The sequence below is a fragment of the Rhodococcus sp. NPDC127593 genome (assembly GCF_042671975.1).
In the GTDB taxonomy this organism is placed as follows: Bacteria; Actinomycetota; Actinomycetes; order Mycobacteriales; family Mycobacteriaceae; genus Rhodococcus_F.
This window is the reverse complement of sequence record NZ_JBHXWI010000111.1, coordinates 1-17,668: the sequence shown is the minus strand read 5'-3', so window position 1 is coordinate 17,668 and position 17,668 is coordinate 1. Positions and strand designations below refer to the sequence as shown.

Sequence of the window (17,668 nt, the reverse complement as noted above, 5' to 3'; positions counted from 1 at the left end):
ATCTGTCGCACCCGTCGTGCACAATGATCAGGAGAACGCAGCCTGAAGCTCACCGGGCCGCCACCGAAGTTCCACGGAGCTCGGGACATCCTCCGGGCAAACGCCATATCAGGACATATCTCCACCACCGATGACTCAGAGTAGTGCCTGAAATCCTCATACCGACGGACGGTGCGCCGACGTCTCCAGACAGTAAGCGCCACCGGAAACGGGTGGTGTAAGCGGATTCGACCGCAGGCGCGCTGCGCCCCCAGCACCGACAATGCCCAGCGCGAACGCGCTGTACTGGTCCGCAACGTCGGCAGCCGACAGTGGGCCGTCGCTGCGGAACCACCGGGCGACCGACACGCACATCTCACGAATCGCGAACGACGCCACTTTCGGGGAATCGACCGTGAAAACACCCGCCCTCTGTCCATCGATGATCAGCTGACGGAACCCGTTCTCGTGTTGGCGACGAGTCTGCTGCGCCACAGTCAAATCAGGCTCCTCCAGATGGATTGCCTCTTGATTGACGACCAATGCCTCACGGCGATGGGTTGCGTGCCGGTACGCATATACGGCGGTCGCCGCCCGCAGCCGCTCGGCCGGGTCGCTCGACTCCGCCAGTGCGCACTCGAAATCTCGGACCACATAATGGAGTGTCTCGAGAACGATCTCCCGCAACAGGGAAGCCTTCGACTCCATGTGATTGTAGAGGCTCGGTGTCCGAATCCCCAGCTCCTGAGCAATTTCCTTCAACGACGTTCCGTGGTAACCACGTTCGGCAAACAATGTGAGCGCCGCCTCGCGAAGATCGGACTTCGTTACCGACGGGGGAGCGGGCCGTCCTTCAGCATGCCGTTTCATGGCTGCACCTCTCTCTGACCCCGGTTCTACTCGTCCGGCCGACGCACACACGATCTGACGGTTGCTCGCTGACGCACGACCTCGGCGTGCACACCATCGAAGCTGCAGCGGGAGTGCATCCGACGACGAGTCAGCTCAGAGGGCGTTGGCGTTGTCGTGAAGTTTCATCCGCGTCAGGCGATTCACTTCATCTACCTCGCCGGCGGCGTCGACCGCGATGAGTTGGTCCGAGTAGTAGGCGAGCAGCGGCGCGGTTTCCTCGGCGTAGACCTTCAGCCGATTGCGGATGACCAACTCGGAATCGTCGGCACGACCTCGAGCGAGCATGCGCTCGATGACCACATCCTCGTCAATGACGAAGGATAGGACGGAGTTCAGTTTCACACCGCGATCGTCGAGCGTGTGGGCCAATGCCTCCGCCTGCGCTATCGAACGCGGAAACCCGTCCAACAAGAATCCAGTCTGGGTGTCCGGCTGGGCGAGGCGGTCACGGACCATGTCGATTGTCAGTGTGCTCGGCACGAGTTCACCCGCATCCAAGAAACGACTCGCCGCCTTGCCGAGCGGGGTGTTATGGGCGATGTGGGTCCGGAACAGATCGCCGGTCGAGATGTGCGGAACACCGATGCTCTCCGACAACAACTGTGCTTGCGTGCCTTTTCCGGCGCCCGGCGGACCTAGGAGGACAAGTCGCATAAGCAGACCCTTCGTGATTGGGGGTGGCGGCGCGCGGTTGAGGAGCACCACCTCAATGGGTGCACCGCACCCGGCAGCCTCGACGGTGCATACTAACGATAGTTAGTACGTCGCATATTGTCTAGGCCCAAGCAAATAGCGTCGGGGTGTTGACGTCCGAAAGGGCCGACACCATCGGGTTGCGCCAATGGGCGATTCGGCGTGTCCAACCGCTTTCCGGCGGGGTCGTCGTGCGGGCGGCGGCGCCCACAGTTCGGACTGGGTACTCGGTGTGGTGGTCGACGATTACTCCGCCGAAGCGGGCGTTGGTGCCGGTCACGACTGGGCTCCGGTGCGACGGTGGGCTGTCGCAGCCGACGACGGGCGGTTGGTGTTCGCCGACGATGGTGACGTCGAAGCCGCTCGACCAGAGGGGAGCTGAGACTGACGTCCCGTCCGGTATCGCACTCGGCTGTCGCTCTGACACGATGACTACCTGTCTGCTGCCTCTCGTGAACTCCTACATCAGGGGCTCGTTGGTGGTCAGGATCGTCTGGAGGGACAGATCGGACCAGGTGCGGATGTTCAGGGATCGCAACTGAGTGACGGCCTGCGCCTCCACGTCTTCTGGAGCCGAGTCGGCCGGCAGCTCCAGTGACAATCGTTCGTCACCCACCGTGAACACAGCAAGCCAGCGATACGAGCCCATACTCCTCCACCCGTCCGGTGGGTTCCGGCCCCGTCGGGTGACAGCGGTCGAGAGATCGGCTGTGCGGCTGCTCCTGACCATCGTCCATGAGAACAAGTTTGGAGCCGTGAGACGGCCAAGCCGATCGTGTGGGCCTGACCAGATGGGCGAGGGGCTGGGGACGTTGAAATGTCAGTTCGGGTGAGCTTCCTGATTACCGGGAGAAGCCTGCCGCTACTGTGTGCGTTCGACGATTGCCCGGCGAAGAAGGAGAGACAACATGGCGGTTTTACCGAGGCGTTCTGAAGGATCGGCGAAGAAGACAACCAAGGAGATTCGCGAGTGGGCTATCGGGGAGGGCTTGGAGGTGTCCTCCCGCGGCCGGATTTCGGCCGAGGTCGAGCACGCCTTCCATGACGCTCAGGCGAAGAAGGCTCAGACAAGAACGGCTTCGGCGGAGAAGGGTGTCGTGAAGAAGGCAATCGCGGAGTCGGCTCCGGTGAAGCGGGCGGCGGTGAGCAAGGCTTCGGTGAAGAAGACGGCCGTGAAGACGATGGTCGCGGAGCAGGCTCCGGACAAGAAGGCGTCCAAGGAGATTCGTGAGTGGGCGATCGGGGAGGGCTTGGAGGTGTCCTCCCGCGGCCGGATTTCGGCCGAGGTCGAGCACGCCTTCCATGACGCTCAGGCGAAGAAGGTTCAGGCCAAATCCGCGCCGGTGAAGAAGACGGCCGCGAAGAAATCAGCTGCGAAGAACACGGCGTCGGCTGCGAATAAGACGGGTGCGAAGAAGACCGCTGCGAAGAACGCGGCCGCCGCGGCGACTCCGGTCAAAAGGGTAGCGGCGAGTAAGGCTCCGGCGGAGAAGAGGGGCGGGAAGAAGATAGTCGCGAAGAAGGCGGCTGCGGAGAAGACGGCCGTGAAGATTACGGCCGTGAAGAAGGCGGCTGCGGAGAAGACGGCCGCGAAGGCGATGGTCGCGGCGAAGGCTCCGGTGAAGAGTGCGTCGGTGAGTAAGGCTCCGGCGAAAAGGACGTCCAGGGAGATTCGTGAATGGGCGATCGGGGCGGGTCACGTCGTGTCCTCCCGCGGCCGGATCTCGGCTGAGATCGAGCACGCCTTCCATGACGCTCAGGCAGCGAAGGTTCAGACAAAGACGGCGCCGGCGAAGAAGGCGGCCGCGAAACGGACGGCCACGCCGACCGCTCCGGTGAAGAGGTCGGTGGCGAGTAAGGCTCCGGCGACGAAGTCAGCCGTGAGGAAGATGGTCGCGGCGAAGGTGCCGGTGGCGAGGGCAGTGGTGAGTAAGGCTCCGGCGAAGAGGACGTCCAGGGAGATTCGCGAGTGGGCGATCGGGGCGGGTCACGTCGTGTCCTCCCGCGGCCGGATTCCGGCTGAGCTCGAGCGAGCCTTCCACGATGCTCAGGCAGATATGCCGGTCGCGTGAGTTGCGACATTGCCCCGGTGGATTCGGCGGCCGTCGTGCCGCGAAGGCTATGAGCCTGTGGGAATCATGATCTTCGGCGCCATGCGGTGGGCGGTTGTCGGGCGCCAGCGGTGCCAGCTATCGGGTGCGAGGTATCCCGGCAGCACCTGACTTGACGATTCCCGCGCGGGAGTGGATTGGTTGCAGCAGTTCGGATCCGGGGCAGGCTCGAGCGTGGCGATTCGGGTGCGGCGGGGAACTTTGATGCCGCGGTGGGTGCGAGTGGGCGCCGGCACATCGGGGGCAATCGCGCAGACACTGGACGATCGCGGTCAGGTCAGAACGTCTCGCTCACCCGCACCACCACCTGCCGCGGATGTGCGGGTGCGTGGGGGCTGTCGCCGGTGGGTGTACCAGTACCGCGGAATGCGGATGCTCGTCACCGACGACGGAAAGGCCGGCGCCGCAACGCAAACGGGCACGGTGGCACAGGAGCGCGCTGAGATGCTTGCCGCCCTCTTCATGGGGTATCGGATTCCTCGCCGGTGTCCACCTACTCGTCGACCGGATTCTACGGGCGACCCTCCCGGGGTGGGGATGCCACAATGATGGCTATGCCCGAAGCACCAAAGAAGGATCATGGCGGGATCGCACCGGGGCTACGGGCCCGGGTCCGGGTGGGTGGCGGCCACTCGGGCTGGGTTCTCGGCGTGGTGGTCGATGACTACGCCGCCGAAGTGGGCACGGGTGCCGGTCACGACTGGGCTCTTGTGCGCCGGTGGACTGTCGTGGTCGACGATGGCACTTTGGTGTTCGCCGACGATGGTGACATCGAACCCGCGCCACCCGGCAAGAGTTGAGGCGTCGTTCTGTCCGGTGCTGCATTCGCAATCGCACTGCTACGCATACCGGCCGCGGGTGAGCAGAGGAGGCGTACCGCGACTGCGTGTAAGTGGGGGCTGCGGGCATCTCGGATGCGGTCTGGTCGTGCCGGCACCCGCTCCGCGGATGCTCGAGTACTGGGGGCGTATGCGTTGGGCAGCCACCTGGAACCGAGGATAAGGACGCACCCGCCTGGATGATACGCGCCAGCCGATAACAGTTGGTATGTTGCGCTAACCTCGAAAATATTTCATCGCAACGATCTGCCCTACCTCCCCCTCGACGAAGACTCGCCGCGGCGCGGCCGCAACGCATACGGGTTGAGCAAACTCGTCACCGAGCACATCGCCGAGGAGTATGCGAAGAACGACGACACTCTTCGGGTGACATCGCTGCGCTTGTCGTACGTCCAGAACGTCGAGGAGTATGCCGAATACGAGTCCTTTGCGGACGATGTCGAGGCGCGAGTGTGGGATCTGTGGGCGTACATCGACGCCCGAGACGTCGGGCGTGCGGTCCTGGCATCACTCACCTACCAGGCCCGCGGATTCGAACCGTTCCTGATTGCTGCCAACGACTCAGTCATGCCGATTCCGACAGCAGAACTGCTCGCTCGTCGATTCCCCGAGGTGCCGATCAAAGGCGACCTGCAACCGGAAACCTCGCTGATGTCGAACCGCCGCGCCGAAGAAAAGCTAGGTTTCTCCCCACCACTCATGGCGAGATCACGTCGGCTGATCGACCGACCGACCACCGAACTTCACTTCAGATCAACCTAGCGACCAAGGTTCGCTAGGTGTAATTCCTGGGACGCCGTGAACGGCAACGCGGTCGATGGGTGTCTGTCCGCCGATCCCGGTGTGGGGTCGGTGATGATTGTGATGATGCAACCAAGCATGGTAGGTCGCCCGGTCTTCCCGCGCCGAAACCCTGCAGATCGCAACCGCCTGCGAGAGGTACCTCGTGCTCCGAAGTTGGCAGGTTTGATGCAGGGACTGGGCTCCCTGCATCAAACCTGCTCTGATTCAGCGGGTCTCAGAGGGTCGCATCTTCCACCGCCGCTTCATCCTTGGCCGAGTCGGGTGATGACTGGCGGTGTTCGACATGGGGGAGTTCATGGAGGAAGAGCGAGGCGATAGCGGACAGTGCCCCGGCGAACAAGAGGAACAAAGCGATTGGTACCCAACTTCCGGTGCTATCGAGTAGGTAGGTAGCGATCAGCGGTGCGGTGGCTCCGCCGAGGATCGTCCCGAAGGTGTATCCGAGGGCTAGGCCGGTGTATCGAACCTGCGGCGGGAAGACATGCGCGAAAAATGCTCCCATAGTTCCGAAGTATGCGCACACCGCGAACCCGAGGATCAGATAGCCCGCGAGAATCGCCCATTCGTTGCCCGTGTCGAAACAGGCGAACCAGAGGAAGGGAAGTACAGCCATTCCTGTGATGGCGGCGAGGTAGATGCTCTTTCGGTTGACGCGATCAGACAGCCAACCGAACACGGGTACGAGGACGACGCTCATAGCCGACGTTGCCAGAATGAATCCGAGAATGGTTTTATGGCCGAGGCCGATCGTCGTCTTGCCATAGGTCAGAGAAAAGACGTTCAGCACGTAGAACGTCGCTCCGGCGGATAGGTAGGACAAGGCCATCAGGATGACCTGCCGGTAGTTGCTGCTGAAGAGTTGACCGAGTGGCGTCTTTTGGACCTTCCCGGTGCGCTTGACCTTCTCGAACTCCGGACTCTCCTCGACTTTCAGTCGGATGTAGAGCCCGAGGCTGACGAGAATGCCGCTCAGCAGGAAAGGGATTCGCCATCCCCAAGTCTCAAAGCTTCCGTCCGGAAGCAGCGTGACGCCGAGGAATGCAAGGTTTGCGAGAATCAATCCCCACCATGCACCGCTGTTGACGACCGCGCCGTATAGTCCCCGCCGGCGCGCGGTGGCGTGTTCCACGCTCATCAGTACGGCACCGCTGTACTCGCCGCCGAGTGAGAGCCCCTGGATGAGGCGCAGTGTGATGAGAAGGATCGGCGCGACCGGCCCTAGCATCGCGTAGGTGGGCAGAATTCCGATGAGAAAGGTCGCGATCCCCATCATCGACAGTGTGACGACGAGCATGGACTTTCGTCCGATCCTGTCGCCGAAATGACCGAAGATGGCGCCGCCGACAGGGCGTGCAATAAATGCAATCGCGAACGTCGACAATGAGAATAGCGTCCCGATCAGTGGATCGAACGCCGGGAAGAACAGCTTGTTGAATACCAGTGCGGCCGCTGTTCCGTAGATGAAGAACTCGTACCACTCGACGGTGGTCCCGGACAGGGAGGACAGCAGGGCGCGCCGAGCAGAGGGCCCGGCAGAGGTTTCTTGCATGAGCAATTCCAATCATTACTACGACGGTGGGACCGTCGATCCGTTGGTGGTGAGACGTAGCGAACTTTTGATGACCACAACGGGGGGCCAGCCGCGCGCATCCGTCGGGGAGACGTCCCGGCGGGTCTCACGGTCTGCAGACTGGCCACCCTAGGTGCCAGTTCACTTGTGACTCGGTATCTGAGGAATGATGGGTCTTCCGCGAAGGAGACGATGTCATCGCAGTCCGGCGTTCGGTCGTGGTTCCGAGGGCTGGCGCCGGGTGGCTATCCGAGAATGGCGGCGCAGTTGTTCGTGCATCCGAGAGCGTTCGTAACCCCCGGATTCGGGGCGGGTGATGCGCAGTCGGCGGGATCGGCGTGTGTAGGTTCGAGCAGGTCTTGTGGTCCCGCGTTTCAGGACGTGTTCCAGCGGGAGTTCAGCGTTGTGACCCGTGCGCCAACGGCATTGGGCTCGGTGCTGGCAACGTTCAAATTTCGAGCAAGCACGGTTTATCACCTGCGGCCCGGGCGCATCCGGATGAGCAACCAGGTGAGCAGGACCGCCGCAGACAGCGCCGTGGCCGGCATGACGGCCCGCTTCGCGAGCACCGGCAGCATGGCCCCGCCCAGGTCCAGCGGTGCCGGTTCGATCGAGTTCGTGCTGGAGGTGGTGGAGGACGCCGAAGAGCCGCTGGCGCCGGGTGCGGATGTGACGGTGTCCTGGTGCGGGCTGCTGAGGTGGCTCGCCAGGTTCTTGGCGAATTGCTGGATCAGCCGGTCCGCGACCTCGGTCATGATGCCGCGACCGAACTGCGCCGGACGCCCGGTCAGATCTAGGTCGGTGAGCATCTTGACCCGGGTCTGGCCGTCGTCTGCGGTCAGCTGTGCGGTGACCTTGGCTGCCGCGGTGCCGGCGCCGCGCGTCTCGTTGGCGCTCAGGTCCAGGACGACGTGGTGTCGGGAGTCGTCGTAGTTCACGGTGCCCTTGCCGCGGTAGCCCATCTGCACCGCACCGACCTTGATCTTGACCCGGCCGGTGAAGGCGTTGTCGTCGATCGAGTCCAGGACCGTGCCGGGCATGCAGGGAGCGATTCCGGAGATGTCCTGGAAGAGCTTCCAGGTGTCGTCGAGGGTGACGGGAACGGTGAAGTTGTTCTCGAGTTGCATGGTGTTGCTCCGAACGTTGTCAGGTGGTTGTCGGGCGGGTCGCCTCGCGTAGGAGGTCGCGTACTCGACTGGGGGTGAGTGGGCCGCGCCGGACGATGACGCCGAGCGGTGTGAGAGCGTCCTCCACGGCGTTGGAGATGGCCGCTTGCGGCGCGATCGCGCCGCCCTCTCCGAGTCCCTTGACTCCCAGCTCGTTCATGGTGCTGGGGGTGACGATCTCGGCCATGTCCAGGTCGGGAATCTCCGAGGAGGTAGGGAAGAGGTAATCCATGTATGTGGTGGTCACCGGTTGGCCGTCGAGACCGTAGATCATCTCCTCGTACAGTGCGCCGGCAATGCCCTGGGCGATGCCGCCGGTGACCTGTCCGTGTGCGATCACTGGGTTGACGATCCGTCCGGCATCGTGCACTACCACGTACCGTTCGATGCCGACCTGGCCGGTGCTGGTGTCCACATCGACGACGACCGTGCTGCAGCCGCTGGAGAAGGTGAAGCCCGGCGGCCGGAAGTAGGCGGTCTCGCTGAGCTCGAAACCAGCGGCGATCAGCTCACCCAGGGTGACCTCGGCGCCGCGGCCAGTGTGCCGCACCACGCCCTCCTCGAGTGTCATCTCGGCGGCCGGCAGCGAGAGCAGCTCCGCCGCTGCGTCGACGATCCGCTGCCGCAGCTGCTTACCGGCCATGTTCGCCGCGTTGCCGGCGGTGACCAGCGCGCGGGAGGCGATGGTGCCGACGCCGTGCGGGATGGCGTCGGTGTTTCCGCCGATCACCTCTATCGACTCCATCGGCACGCCGATCGCATCCGCGGCGATCTGCGCGAAGACGGTGCGGTGCCCCTGCCCTTGGGAGGGGGTTCCCAGCGCCAGTCGCACCCGCCCGTCGGGGCGAACGGAGGCCCGCGCCGTCTCGAACGGTCCCAGTCCGGTGGCCTCGAGATAGACCGCGAAACCGACGCCGAGGCGGTGATCGCCGCCCGCGCGCTCGAGCTCGGCCTGCCGCGCGCGCACCCCGGGCAGGTCGACCATGTCGACGGCTGTGCGCAACAGTGCGGGGAAGTCGCCGGAGTCATACTCCTGTGGCAACCCGGCCCGATCGCGGAGCCCGGTGCGGTACGGCATCTCCTCGGGTCTGATCAGGTTGCGGGCGCGGAGTTCGGCCGGATCCATGTCCAGCTTGCGGGCCAGTCGGTCGAGGGCGCGCTCCATCGCGAAGACGGCCTCCGGGCGCCCCGCCCCGCGGTAGGGGGAGGTGGGGGCGGTGTTGGTCAGCGCTGCCCGGACGTGGATGTCGACGTTGGGCACCCGGTACGGCCCGAGCAGGTGGACCACCGAGTTGTACGGGACGACGAGTCCGGTCATGGTGGTGGCGCCGAAGTTGACCACGAAGTCGTCCCGCAGTCCGAGCAGTCTGCCGTCGGCGTCGGCGGCGAGCGAGATCCGGTGCACCTGCTCGCGCGCGTGGGATGCGGCGACGAGGTTCTCGTTGCGGTCCTCCCGCCACAGCACCGGTGCACCCAATGTCTGTGCGGCGTAGGGGATCAGGACCTCTTCGACGTAGATGATGCCCTTCTGCCCGAAGCCGCCGCCCACGTCGACTGCGAGCACGTGCACCTCGTCGGTGGGCAGACCCAGCGAGTCCGCGATGTGGTCGCGCAGCCGGTGCGGGGTCTGGGTGTTCGACCAGATCGTCATCCGCCCGTCGTACGCACCGGGCGCGGCCTGGATGGCGCGGGTCTCCATCGGCGAGGGGACGTAGCGATGAGAGAAGAACTCCTCCTCGATCACCGCCGCCGCGTCGGCGAAAGCCGCGTCCGGGTCACCGACCTGGGTTTTCACCTCGAGTGCCAGGTTGTCGCCCCAGCTTTCTTCGATGAGCGGGGCCCCGGGCTCGAGGGCCTGGTCGGGGTCCACGAGCACGGGCAGCGGCTCGTAGTCGACCTCGATCAGCTCCAGTGCGTCCTCGGCGATGTAGCGATTGTCCGCCACCACGAGTGCCATCGGCTGGCCGACGAAGTTCACTGTGCCCTCGGCGAGCACCGGGTAGGGCAGCTTGCGCACCAGCGGATTGAGCGACTCGACGAGTCCCTGCGGGACACGCAACTCGGCCTCGTTGATTACCGGCTTCAGCGAGGCGGTGTCGGCCGCGGTGAACACGGCATGCACACCGGGCAGCGCGCGGGCGGCGGCGACGTCGATCCGGGTGATGCGCGCGTGCGCCTGCGGGCTGCGCAGAAACGCTGCCTCCAACGCTCCGGGCACCCGTATGTCGTCGACAAACCGGCCCTCGCCGCGCAGCAGGCGATCGTCCTCGACCCGCGGGACGGAGCGGCCGAACCAGCCGGCGCCGGTCTCCTGCGAAGTCCTCACTGCGCCTCCCGGGTGCCGAAACGTTCGTCCAGTGCCTGCTCCGCCGCTGCGCGGATATTGCGGTAGCCGGTGCACCGGCACAGGTGACCGCTGAGTTCATCGGCGACCACGTCCTGGTCCGGTCGTTGTGTGCGCTCGATCATCGCGGTGCAGGTCATCACGAAGCCTGGGGTGCAGAAGCCGCACTGCATTCCGTGCTGCTCGTGGAAGGCCCGCTGCACCGGGCTGAGCGGGTCACCGTACTCGGCGAGGCTCTCCACGGTGCGCACTGAGCAGCCCGCCGCCTGCACCGCGAGAATGATGCACGAGCGCACCGATACGTCGTCGATCAGCACTGTGCAGGCACCACAGACACCGTGTTCGCAGCCGAGGTGGGTGCCGGTGAGGCCGAGCCGTCCCCGCAGGAAGTCGGCGAGTAGCAACCGCGACTCGACCTGAGCGGTCACCGGTCGGCCGTTGACGGTCAGGTCGATTTCGTGCCAGGTGGTGGGCTCGGCCAGTGGTGGCTGTTCCACCCGCCGGTTCGTGTCGGTGCTCATGCGCAGTTCTCCCATGCTTGGTTCAGGGCCCGGCGAAGCAGGACCTCGGCTCCTTCGCGCCGCCATTGAGCGCTGGCGTGCACGTCGCCGGGCGGGTCCACGGCGCCGCGCACGGCTAGGACGGCGGCCTCAACCGCGACTGGGTCGAAGGCCAAGCCGACCAAGGCTTGCTCGGCCTCGGGGGTGCGCACCGGGGTGCTGCCGACCCCGCAGAAGACGATCCGGGCCTCACCGACCGCATCGCCGGACCGGCGGACCAGTACCGCGACGCCGACGCCGGCGAAGTCACCGCGGCGCTGGACCAGTTCGAGGAAGGACCAGCCGGTGCCCGGGGCGGAAGCCGGAAAGACCACCTCGGTGAGCAGCTCATCGGGTTCGACGTCGGCGGCGAAGGTGCTGAGGAAAAAATCCTCGGCCGGCACCGTGCGGGTGCCGCCGGGACCGGTCACGGTGAACCGGGCGTCCAGCGCCACCGCCACCGCCGGAAGTTCCGCCGCCGGGTCGTGGTGCACCAGGCTGCCGCAGACGGTTCCGCGGTTGCGGATCTGGGGATGCCCGATCTGCTCGATGGCGGCCGCCAGCAACGGCCAGCCCCCGCGGACAGCTGGGTCGGCGGCCGCCGCCGCCTGCCGTACCGCGGCGCCGATGTGCAGGACACCGTCGGCGTCCACCGACATGCGACCGAGCTCGGCCACGCGGGTGATATCGACCACCAGCTCGGGGCGCGCGAGGCGCATATTGAGCATCGGGATCAGAGACTGGCCGCCGGCCAGGACCTTCACATCGCGCTCGGTGTCCGACAGCAGCCGCAGCGCCTCGCGCAGCGAGGTGGGAGCGGCATAGTCGAAGGGGCCCGGTTTCATGCAACCCGCTCCTGTCGTAGAGGTTCATTGACTGCCCAAGTGTCTTAGGGCTTAAATATAAGGTGCCTTACTATATGACACGCCTCACAGTGACTGTCAACCCCGTATCGATCCACCAACCCCAGGAGCCCGGCTTGAAGGACATCGTCGACCAGCTCATCGACTGGCACGCCCAGGCGATGCCATGTGCACTTTCGGTGGTGACACGCACCTGGAAGTCCGCCCCCCGACCGGCCGGAACGGCGATGGCTGTCTCCGCGGACGGCGAGGTGGCCGGCAGCCTCTCCGGCGGCTGTGTGGAAGGGGCGGTGTACGAACTGGCCCGGGAAGCGTTGCTCAGCGGTACGGCGTGTATCGAGACCTTCGGGGTCAGCGACGACGACGCGTTCGCCGCGGGGCTGACCTGCGGCGGCACCCTCGACGTCCTCGTCCGCCCGCTGCGAGAGCATGATTACCTGCCGCTGCAGGAGCTGACGCAGCTGCGGGCGGCCCAGCGACCAGCGGCCCTGATCGCCCCGCTGAACGACCCCGACGAGACCACGAACTGGCAGTGGCGACTCGCAACCCCAGACAGCCTGCCTGCGAACGCGTTCGGTGAAGCGGTCCGCAGTGCGCTGATGGACGGCGCCGCCCGCACCGTCCGGAACGACGGTGCGCGCGAATTCGACCAGACCGCCGGACAACCCGTCGGCGAGGTGCTGATCATTCCGTTTCCCACCCGACCCCGCATGATCGTGTTCGGCGCCACCGACTTTGCCGCAGCGGTGACCCGGGCCGGTGCCTTCCTCGGCTACCGGGTGACGGTGTGCGACGCCCGCCCCGTCTTCGTCACGCGTCAGCGTTTCCCGGACGCCGACGAGATCGTCGTCGACTGGCCGCACCGCTACCTGGAGTCGACCCGAGACAGAATCGACGACCGCACCGCGATCTGTGTACTGACGCACGATCCCAAGTTCGATGTGCCCGCGGTGAAGGCAGCGCTACGGGGACCAGCGGGCTATGTCGGGGTGATGGGTAGCCGCTCAGCCCATCAAGATCGGCTGGAGCGGTTACGGAGAGCAGGGCTGACGGACAGCGAATTGGCTCGGCTGTCCTCGCCGATCGGCCTCGATCTGGGGGCGCGCAGCCCGGAGGAGACCGCGATCTCGATCGCTGCCGAGATCGTCGCCGCCCGCTGGGGCGGAAGCGGCACGCCTCTGGCCCGGACCGCCGTTCCCATCCACCGCGCTACAGGCGCTCCAGCAGTTTCCTGAGCTGGGCAAGCTCTTCCGCGTTCAGTGCCGAGAACGCCGTCTCCAGCGCTTGTCGGACCGGCCTCTCGCACCGTCGCATGAGATCCTGCCCGGTGGCGCTCAGCCGGTGCCGGTAGGCCCGCCCCCCATGGGCGCTCCGCTCCACCAGGCCGCTGTCCACCAGCCGGCGCAACAATGCCCCCAGCGCCTGGTCGGTCTGGGCGGTATGCACCGCGAGGTCGTGCGAGGAGGCCTCCGGGTGTTCCGTGATAGTCGACAGCACGACATACTGCGCCATTGAGGTACCGAGCGGGCCGAGTGCGAGATCGATCTCCCGGTGCTTGCGCTGGTGTGTCTGGCGCAGCAGTACCCCGACTCGCCAGGCGTCGCTCGCCCCCACATCATTGCCGCTCATGTCGAGGAGCGTATCCAGCCCCCGGTCAGATCTCACGGTAGGTTCACCCGTTACGGCCAAGTGGGGCGTGGCCCTCCACGGCAAACGGGAGCTAATATCGAACACATGTTCGATAGCTGGTCGGCGAGGTTCGACCCCCCTCCCTATCGCGTCGTAGACCCACCGACGTCTGTCATCGTGCACATCGCCACCGCCATCGGCTCCACCGACGGACGCCCCGCCAACGACCTCCCACTCCGAGTACGCGGCGAAGGACTGATCCTCGACGTCCAGGTGCCAGGGAAGTTATGGGCCTGGGCAAGGACCACAACCGGCGGCTGGCTCTGCAAGATCACCTTCGCGATCCCGACCGGCAACGGCCACGGGTACCTGGACGTCGACCAATGGTGCCCCGCCGCAGCCGTCCGGCCCTGCGAGTGAGTTCCGAAGTGGCTCAGCAAAAGGAGCCGTACCTGCTCTGACTTAACGACGGCGAGACAGTAATCCGCACTGCGCGGGCGCGCGCCGCGCGGGGTGTTCACCCATGGCGAGTAATGATGCGATCCGTGGTAGCTCCACGAACTGACGAACGGTAATCACGCGTAAGAGGGGCTTCCAGTCACACCAGATTCCGCTTGTTGCGGACACGTTCGACAGCGAAAGGCGGGCGTCGGTAACAGCGCGGACGGGCTGGTGTCTCTCGCTGAAGATCACAGCAGATCGTCAACCTGCTCGAGCGCGGTGGTGACCCTTGAACGCGCGGCCTCGGCGAGCCCCCGTACCGGCTGCGGGAGATTGGGCGATTCGACGAGGCCGAGGTGTTCGGCGATGGCGGATACCACGCGCAGGCTTCCATGGGTACGGAACAAGTCCCAGATGGGTTCGAGCCGCTTCGACAGCGCGGTGGCAGTATTCCCGTCGTCGTTTTGAGATGCGCGGGTTAGAGCCAGGCACGGCTTGGGAAGCACCCCGGCAAGCACGCTGTACCAAACGTCGCATCCGGCGTTGAGGCCGGTCGCGGCGACGGCGTCTCCGCTGACACCGATCGTGACCGTCGACGGTATGTGAGATCGGAGGGACTGCACGCGAGAGGCTGCCTCGACAAGGTCAACGGGGACACCGGGAATCTTGATCGATCCGATCTTCGGAAGTACGGCGATGCGGCCGTGTAGTTCATCGGTGAAGGTGAAGTGGGTGGTACCTGGATTGTCGTAGATGCACAGCGGCACGGACAGTTCACATGTCACCGCTTCGTAGAGGCCGAACACTTCCTCTGCGGTCAATTGTTGGTAGGACATTGGTGCCAGCAGCACCGCGGCGGCGCCGGCATCTTGTGCGTCTTCGGCGAGGGCGCGGACGTGTGCGGTGCGCAGCGACCCGATACCGATCATGACTGGTGTGGTGCCTGCTGCGGCCACGGCGAGCTGTGCGACTCGCTTGCGCTCTTCTCTGGTCAGGTAGGCGTAGCTACCGGTGGACCCGAGGGCGCTGATGGAATCGACCCCCGCGTCAGCCAGCCGCGAGATAATTCCGGAGAACGCGGGCTTGTCGATTTCTGTCTCGTTCATGGGCGTAAGGGGGAAGGCGGACAGTCCGGTGAACATCGGTCGAACCTCACTTCGCTCTGGTGTAGGAGAAAGTATGCAAGGGGTTGGCAGGGATTCCGATCGCCTCAAGCGCGACGGATCGGTGTCGTAGAGGTCATCGATCGAGAACGGGGGCATCCATCCGGGCAATCCCGAGGTATGTGACAACATCCTGCCGGCGACTGGCTGCTCAGCAACCGCGCTGGGCACCGGGCCGAGAGGCCGGATACCAGGCGCAGAACTACGGCCACGTCATCGGTGAGCTCGTCCGGCGCACGACGGGGCTGTCGTTGGGCAGCTTCATGCGGACAGAACTCGTCGATCCGGCGTGCGCCGATTTCCGCCTGGGCGCGCCTGACATCGACCCCCAGCGTATCGCGGAACTTGTTGGGCCGGAGACGGTCCGAATGTCGTTCCCGCCAGACCTGGATCGGAAAGTCATGGTCGACGCGTTTACCGCCCCCCGAGTCGACACCGCGGAGGCGATGACGACATGGTGGCGCGCAGCGGAGCTCGGCGCAGCGAACGGGCACGGCCACGCACGTTCGGTCGCCACATTGCTGAGCGTCTGACCGTAGACGGTGCCATCGGCGACCGACGTCTGCTGTTCGAGGCGACGGTGGACGCCGTCTCTTATCCACACTCATCGGGACTCGACCGGGTGCTCGGGCTGCTCCTTCAATGGGGTTTGGGACTCGCCACAGCAGCCGCTGCGAACCCCGCCCAGGTTCCGGTCGGACGACGCCTTTTCTGGGGAGGCTGGGGCGGCTCGATGGTGGTCATCGCCCCAGAGAACCGAACGACGTTTGCATATGTCGAGAACAGCGATAACGGGTATTCCGTCACCTCGGATCGGACATCTGGTGCAGTATCAGGCCGTTACTGGTAGCCCTGCATATTCGACTCGTGCATATTCGTCGAGGCAAGTGGGATGGGAAGAAGCACAGCAACAACATCGGTCGAGGGTCATTCAACCGATGATGATGGTGCGCCCATCGAGTCGTCGAGCACGGGTCGGCTCCATGTCTGTTGCGGACCTTTGCCTTTCGCGACGAGGCCCAGCTCGCGCAGCTTGGCGATCGTCATCATGGTGTTGAACATGGGGTTCGGGTTCGCACCCGATACGCCAAGCGCCTGGGAGCGCGCAACGAAGGCGTCGACGAACGCCGGAAGGTCGTCGATGCCACCGCTGAGCAGTGCCTGTGCGGCGCCGTCTAGCGCCGAAGCCTGATCGAGCAGCGTCGACAGACGCCCGACCGCGGTCGGGCGATCGAACACCTCGAACGCATGGCCTTCGGTGACGATGTCGACAGCATCGGTCTCGACCAGCGTCAGCGCCTGGGCGAGCGCGGCGAAGATATTCATCTGGTTGGCGTCGTGCATCGCGCCGCACGGGCCGTTCGGTTCGTCGGACAGGTGCAGCAACCGCGCCTCGCGAAGGTGGACGACGACCTGGCCGGCGCAGTGGCCGTGGGTGCGGATGACCTGAACGGCACCTTCACCGAACGACCAACCCGACATGTGTTGAGAGCCGATGAAAAGGTGCTCGAGCGGGAGTTCCTCGTAGGTCCGGGTGATGTCGGTGATGGGAACGTAGGGCTGGTACATGGCGAGAAGCCGGCGAGCTGCCGCAGACGGATCTTCGAAGCCCGGTACCAAGCCGGACACGCGATCAAGGCTCGTTGTCCAGTAGGGAAGCCCGTGATCGTGGTACTGGCTCGCGTCGTGCGCGCTGACGAAATGGTGCACGTCGGAGCGGTCGAGCCCCTTGCCGAGGTCTGTGATGATGTCGTTGTTCCCGACATGGTCGGGGTGACCGTGGGTGGTGAGCAGCAGGATCTTCGACCACGGAGCGAGGTCGTCGGCAGCGGATCGGATAGCGTCGCGGATAACGGATGTGACCCCGCTGTCGACGAGCACCAAGAGATCTCCGGCTCGGTGAACGATCACGTTGCCCACATCTGGCTGGCGAGCGGCCATATCGAGCTCTTGACCCACAATCATGCGTGTCCGAACGTCGATCTCGATCTGTTCGCCGAGTGCCACACCTTCGTTCTAACACGCCACTCGACTCGTGTGCGGCGGTTCACGACATTTCCGCCTGGCCCTTCCAGGCCGGCCTTTGGGTTTTACGGGACAGGATCTTGACTGATGACCACTGCTTGCAGGCCAGCTTGACGTGCATCCGATAAAATGCGGAGCAGTCTACTGGTAACCCTGCATATCAAGACTGGTCGATTGCCTCGCGCCTCGACGATGGTGCCCGGCGAGCACCATCACCATCAAGATTCCTGTCGGTGCCTGGTCTGACCGGACTTCCGCAGCTGATGGGCACACGATTTCACGAAAAGTCATGCTGAACTGCGGTAATGCCGAATATGCGCGTTGAAGGCGTGTTACTACAAGGCATCGCTCGCCGGGTGGCGGCGGCTCGGCTCAGGCGTCGGTGGGGGCGAAGTCGAAGAACCGGGGCGGTTCGGGCAGCTCGAGCGCGGCAAGGACCTTTCGTTGGCCGGCGGTGACAGCCGAGCGTTGGGCGACGTGGCCGTGGTCGGTGGCCAGGGTGATCAGGTGCAGGCGGTCGAGTTCATGGCGAAGGATGCGCCAGGTGTCACCGGTGGCGGTCTCGGCAACCCGGATCAGCAGCAGCGCGA

Annotated in this window: 18 protein-coding genes and 1 pseudogene; 7 read left to right on the top strand and 12 right to left on the bottom strand. The window is 64.9% G+C overall.

Features of this window, described 5'->3' with window-relative positions; all coding sequences use genetic code 11:
• Positions 1–156: 156 nt before the first annotated feature.
• Together ACFVJ3_RS47575 and ACFVJ3_RS47570 are read right to left on the bottom strand one after the other, a co-directional pair.
• Positions 157–900 carry a TetR/AcrR family transcriptional regulator gene (locus ACFVJ3_RS47575; RefSeq protein WP_378458700.1) on the bottom strand — a complete coding sequence of 248 codons (744 nt, stop codon included), beginning with the start codon at positions 898–900 and terminating at the stop codon, positions 157–159.
• A gap of 84 nt (positions 901–984) precedes the next feature.
• Complete coding sequence (locus ACFVJ3_RS47570; RefSeq protein WP_378458703.1) at positions 985–1,545, bottom strand: adenylate kinase; 561 nt, start codon at positions 1,543–1,545, stop codon at positions 985–987.
• A gap of 187 nt (positions 1,546–1,732) precedes the next feature.
• On the opposite strand from ACFVJ3_RS47570, the gene ACFVJ3_RS47565 reads away from it, so the two are divergent.
• On the top strand, positions 1,733–1,966 hold the full coding sequence (locus tag ACFVJ3_RS47565) for a hypothetical protein (protein WP_378458699.1): 234 nt from the start codon (positions 1,733–1,735) through the stop codon (positions 1,964–1,966).
• Positions 1,967–2,044: 78 nt separating this feature from the next.
• Here the strand turns inward: ACFVJ3_RS47565 and ACFVJ3_RS47560 are convergent, their stop codons facing one another.
• On the bottom strand, positions 2,045–2,233 hold the full coding sequence (locus tag ACFVJ3_RS47560; protein WP_378458698.1) for a hypothetical protein: 189 nt from the start codon (positions 2,231–2,233) through the stop codon (positions 2,045–2,047).
• A 259-nt stretch (positions 2,234–2,492) separates the two neighbouring features.
• On the opposite strand from ACFVJ3_RS47560, the gene ACFVJ3_RS47555 reads away from it, so the two are divergent.
• The 3 genes from ACFVJ3_RS47555 to ACFVJ3_RS47545 all read left to right on the top strand — a co-directional run bounded on the left by ACFVJ3_RS47555 (position 2,493) and on the right by ACFVJ3_RS47545 (position 5,296).
• A complete protein-coding gene (locus tag ACFVJ3_RS47555; RefSeq protein WP_378458697.1) occupies positions 2,493–3,656 on the top strand; it encodes a histone-like nucleoid-structuring protein Lsr2 in 1,164 nt (387 codons plus the stop codon).
• A 593-nt stretch (positions 3,657–4,249) separates the two neighbouring features.
• On the top strand, positions 4,250–4,495 hold the full coding sequence (locus ACFVJ3_RS47550) for a hypothetical protein (protein WP_378458696.1): 246 nt from the start codon (positions 4,250–4,252) through the stop codon (positions 4,493–4,495).
• A gap of 342 nt (positions 4,496–4,837) precedes the next feature.
• Positions 4,838–5,296, top strand: coding sequence for a hypothetical protein (locus ACFVJ3_RS47545; protein WP_378458695.1), 459 nt, complete (start codon positions 4,838–4,840; stop codon positions 5,294–5,296).
• A 256-nt stretch (positions 5,297–5,552) separates the two neighbouring features.
• Here ACFVJ3_RS47545 and ACFVJ3_RS47540 read toward each other — a convergent pair whose 3' ends face one another.
• The 5 genes from ACFVJ3_RS47540 to ACFVJ3_RS47520 all read right to left on the bottom strand — a co-directional run bounded on the left by ACFVJ3_RS47540 (position 5,553) and on the right by ACFVJ3_RS47520 (position 11,802).
• Positions 5,553–6,899, bottom strand: coding sequence for an MFS transporter (locus ACFVJ3_RS47540; protein ID WP_378458694.1), 1,347 nt, complete (start codon positions 6,897–6,899; stop codon positions 5,553–5,555).
• A gap of 482 nt (positions 6,900–7,381) precedes the next feature.
• A complete protein-coding gene (locus ACFVJ3_RS47535; protein WP_378458693.1) occupies positions 7,382–8,035 on the bottom strand; it encodes an SRPBCC family protein in 654 nt (217 codons plus the stop codon).
• A 19-nt stretch (positions 8,036–8,054) separates the two neighbouring features.
• Complete coding sequence (locus ACFVJ3_RS47530) at positions 8,055–10,400, bottom strand: xanthine dehydrogenase family protein molybdopterin-binding subunit (RefSeq protein ID WP_378458692.1); 2,346 nt, start codon at positions 10,398–10,400, stop codon at positions 8,055–8,057.
• A complete protein-coding gene (locus ACFVJ3_RS47525; RefSeq protein WP_378458691.1) occupies positions 10,397–10,939 on the bottom strand; it encodes a (2Fe-2S)-binding protein in 543 nt (180 codons plus the stop codon). Before ACFVJ3_RS47525 ends, ACFVJ3_RS47530 begins: the two co-directional genes overlap by 4 nt.
• Positions 10,936–11,802, bottom strand: a complete 867-nt coding sequence (locus ACFVJ3_RS47520) for an FAD binding domain-containing protein (RefSeq protein WP_378458690.1) — start codon at positions 11,800–11,802, stop codon at positions 10,936–10,938. The genes ACFVJ3_RS47525 and ACFVJ3_RS47520 overlap by 4 nt, the downstream gene beginning before the upstream one ends.
• A 134-nt stretch (positions 11,803–11,936) precedes the next feature.
• Between ACFVJ3_RS47520 and ACFVJ3_RS47515 the strand changes: the two genes are divergently transcribed.
• A complete protein-coding gene (locus ACFVJ3_RS47515; RefSeq protein WP_378458702.1) occupies positions 11,937–13,055 on the top strand; it encodes an XdhC family protein in 1,119 nt (372 codons plus the stop codon).
• Here ACFVJ3_RS47515 and ACFVJ3_RS47510 read toward each other — a convergent pair.
• Entirely contained in the window at positions 13,030–13,449 is a 420-nt protein-coding gene (locus ACFVJ3_RS47510) for a MarR family winged helix-turn-helix transcriptional regulator (protein WP_378458689.1), read from the bottom strand. The genes ACFVJ3_RS47515 and ACFVJ3_RS47510 overlap by 26 nt on opposite strands.
• Positions 13,450–13,554: 105 nt before the next feature.
• Between ACFVJ3_RS47510 and ACFVJ3_RS47505 the strand changes: the two genes are divergently transcribed.
• A complete protein-coding gene (locus tag ACFVJ3_RS47505) occupies positions 13,555–13,869 on the top strand; it encodes a hypothetical protein (protein ID WP_378458688.1) in 315 nt (104 codons plus the stop codon).
• Positions 13,870–14,138: 269 nt separating this feature from the next.
• Here the strand turns inward: ACFVJ3_RS47505 and ACFVJ3_RS47500 are convergent, their stop codons facing one another.
• Positions 14,139–15,032, bottom strand: coding sequence for a dihydrodipicolinate synthase family protein (locus ACFVJ3_RS47500; RefSeq protein WP_378458687.1), 894 nt, complete (start codon positions 15,030–15,032; stop codon positions 14,139–14,141).
• Positions 15,033–15,175: 143 nt separating this feature from the next.
• Here ACFVJ3_RS47500 and ACFVJ3_RS47495 point away from each other — a divergent pair, with 143 nt between their 5' ends.
• Positions 15,176–15,586, top strand: coding sequence for a serine hydrolase (locus tag ACFVJ3_RS47495; protein WP_378458686.1), 411 nt, complete (start codon positions 15,176–15,178; stop codon positions 15,584–15,586).
• Positions 15,587–15,980: 394 nt separating this feature from the next.
• Here ACFVJ3_RS47495 and ACFVJ3_RS47490 read toward each other — a convergent pair whose 3' ends face one another.
• Both ACFVJ3_RS47490 and ACFVJ3_RS47485 read right to left on the bottom strand, forming a co-directional pair.
• Entirely contained in the window at positions 15,981–17,018 is a 1,038-nt protein-coding gene (locus ACFVJ3_RS47490) for an MBL fold metallo-hydrolase (RefSeq protein WP_378458701.1), read from the bottom strand.
• 432 nt (positions 17,019–17,450) lie between these two features.
• Positions 17,451–17,668, bottom strand: a pseudogene (locus tag ACFVJ3_RS47485) (transposase); the annotation flags it as partial.

Coding starts and splice junctions, on each gene's coding strand:
- ACFVJ3_RS47570 (WP_378458703.1), bottom strand. CDS start 1,545: ATGCGACTTGTCCTCCTAGGTCCGCCGGGCGCCGGAAAAGGCACGCAA.
- ACFVJ3_RS47565 (WP_378458699.1), top strand. CDS start 1,733: ATGGGCGATTCGGCGTGTCCAACCGCTTTCCGGCGGGGTCGTCGTGCG.
- ACFVJ3_RS47560 (WP_378458698.1), bottom strand. CDS start 2,233: ATGGGCTCGTATCGCTGGCTTGCTGTGTTCACGGTGGGTGACGAACGA.
- ACFVJ3_RS47555 (WP_378458697.1), top strand. CDS start 2,493: ATGGCGGTTTTACCGAGGCGTTCTGAAGGATCGGCGAAGAAGACAACC.
- ACFVJ3_RS47550 (WP_378458696.1), top strand. CDS start 4,250: ATGCCCGAAGCACCAAAGAAGGATCATGGCGGGATCGCACCGGGGCTA.
- ACFVJ3_RS47535 (WP_378458693.1), bottom strand. CDS start 8,035: ATGCAACTCGAGAACAACTTCACCGTTCCCGTCACCCTCGACGACACC.
- ACFVJ3_RS47525 (WP_378458691.1), bottom strand. CDS start 10,939: ATGAGCACCGACACGAACCGGCGGGTGGAACAGCCACCACTGGCCGAG.
- ACFVJ3_RS47520 (WP_378458690.1), bottom strand. CDS start 11,802: ATGAAACCGGGCCCCTTCGACTATGCCGCTCCCACCTCGCTGCGCGAG.
- ACFVJ3_RS47510 (WP_378458689.1), bottom strand. CDS start 13,449: ATGAGCGGCAATGATGTGGGGGCGAGCGACGCCTGGCGAGTCGGGGTA.
- ACFVJ3_RS47505 (WP_378458688.1), top strand. CDS start 13,555: ATGTTCGATAGCTGGTCGGCGAGGTTCGACCCCCCTCCCTATCGCGTC.
- ACFVJ3_RS47500 (WP_378458687.1), bottom strand. CDS start 15,032: ATGTTCACCGGACTGTCCGCCTTCCCCCTTACGCCCATGAACGAGACA.
- ACFVJ3_RS47490 (WP_378458701.1), bottom strand. CDS start 17,018: ATGATTGTGGGTCAAGAGCTCGATATGGCCGCTCGCCAGCCAGATGTG.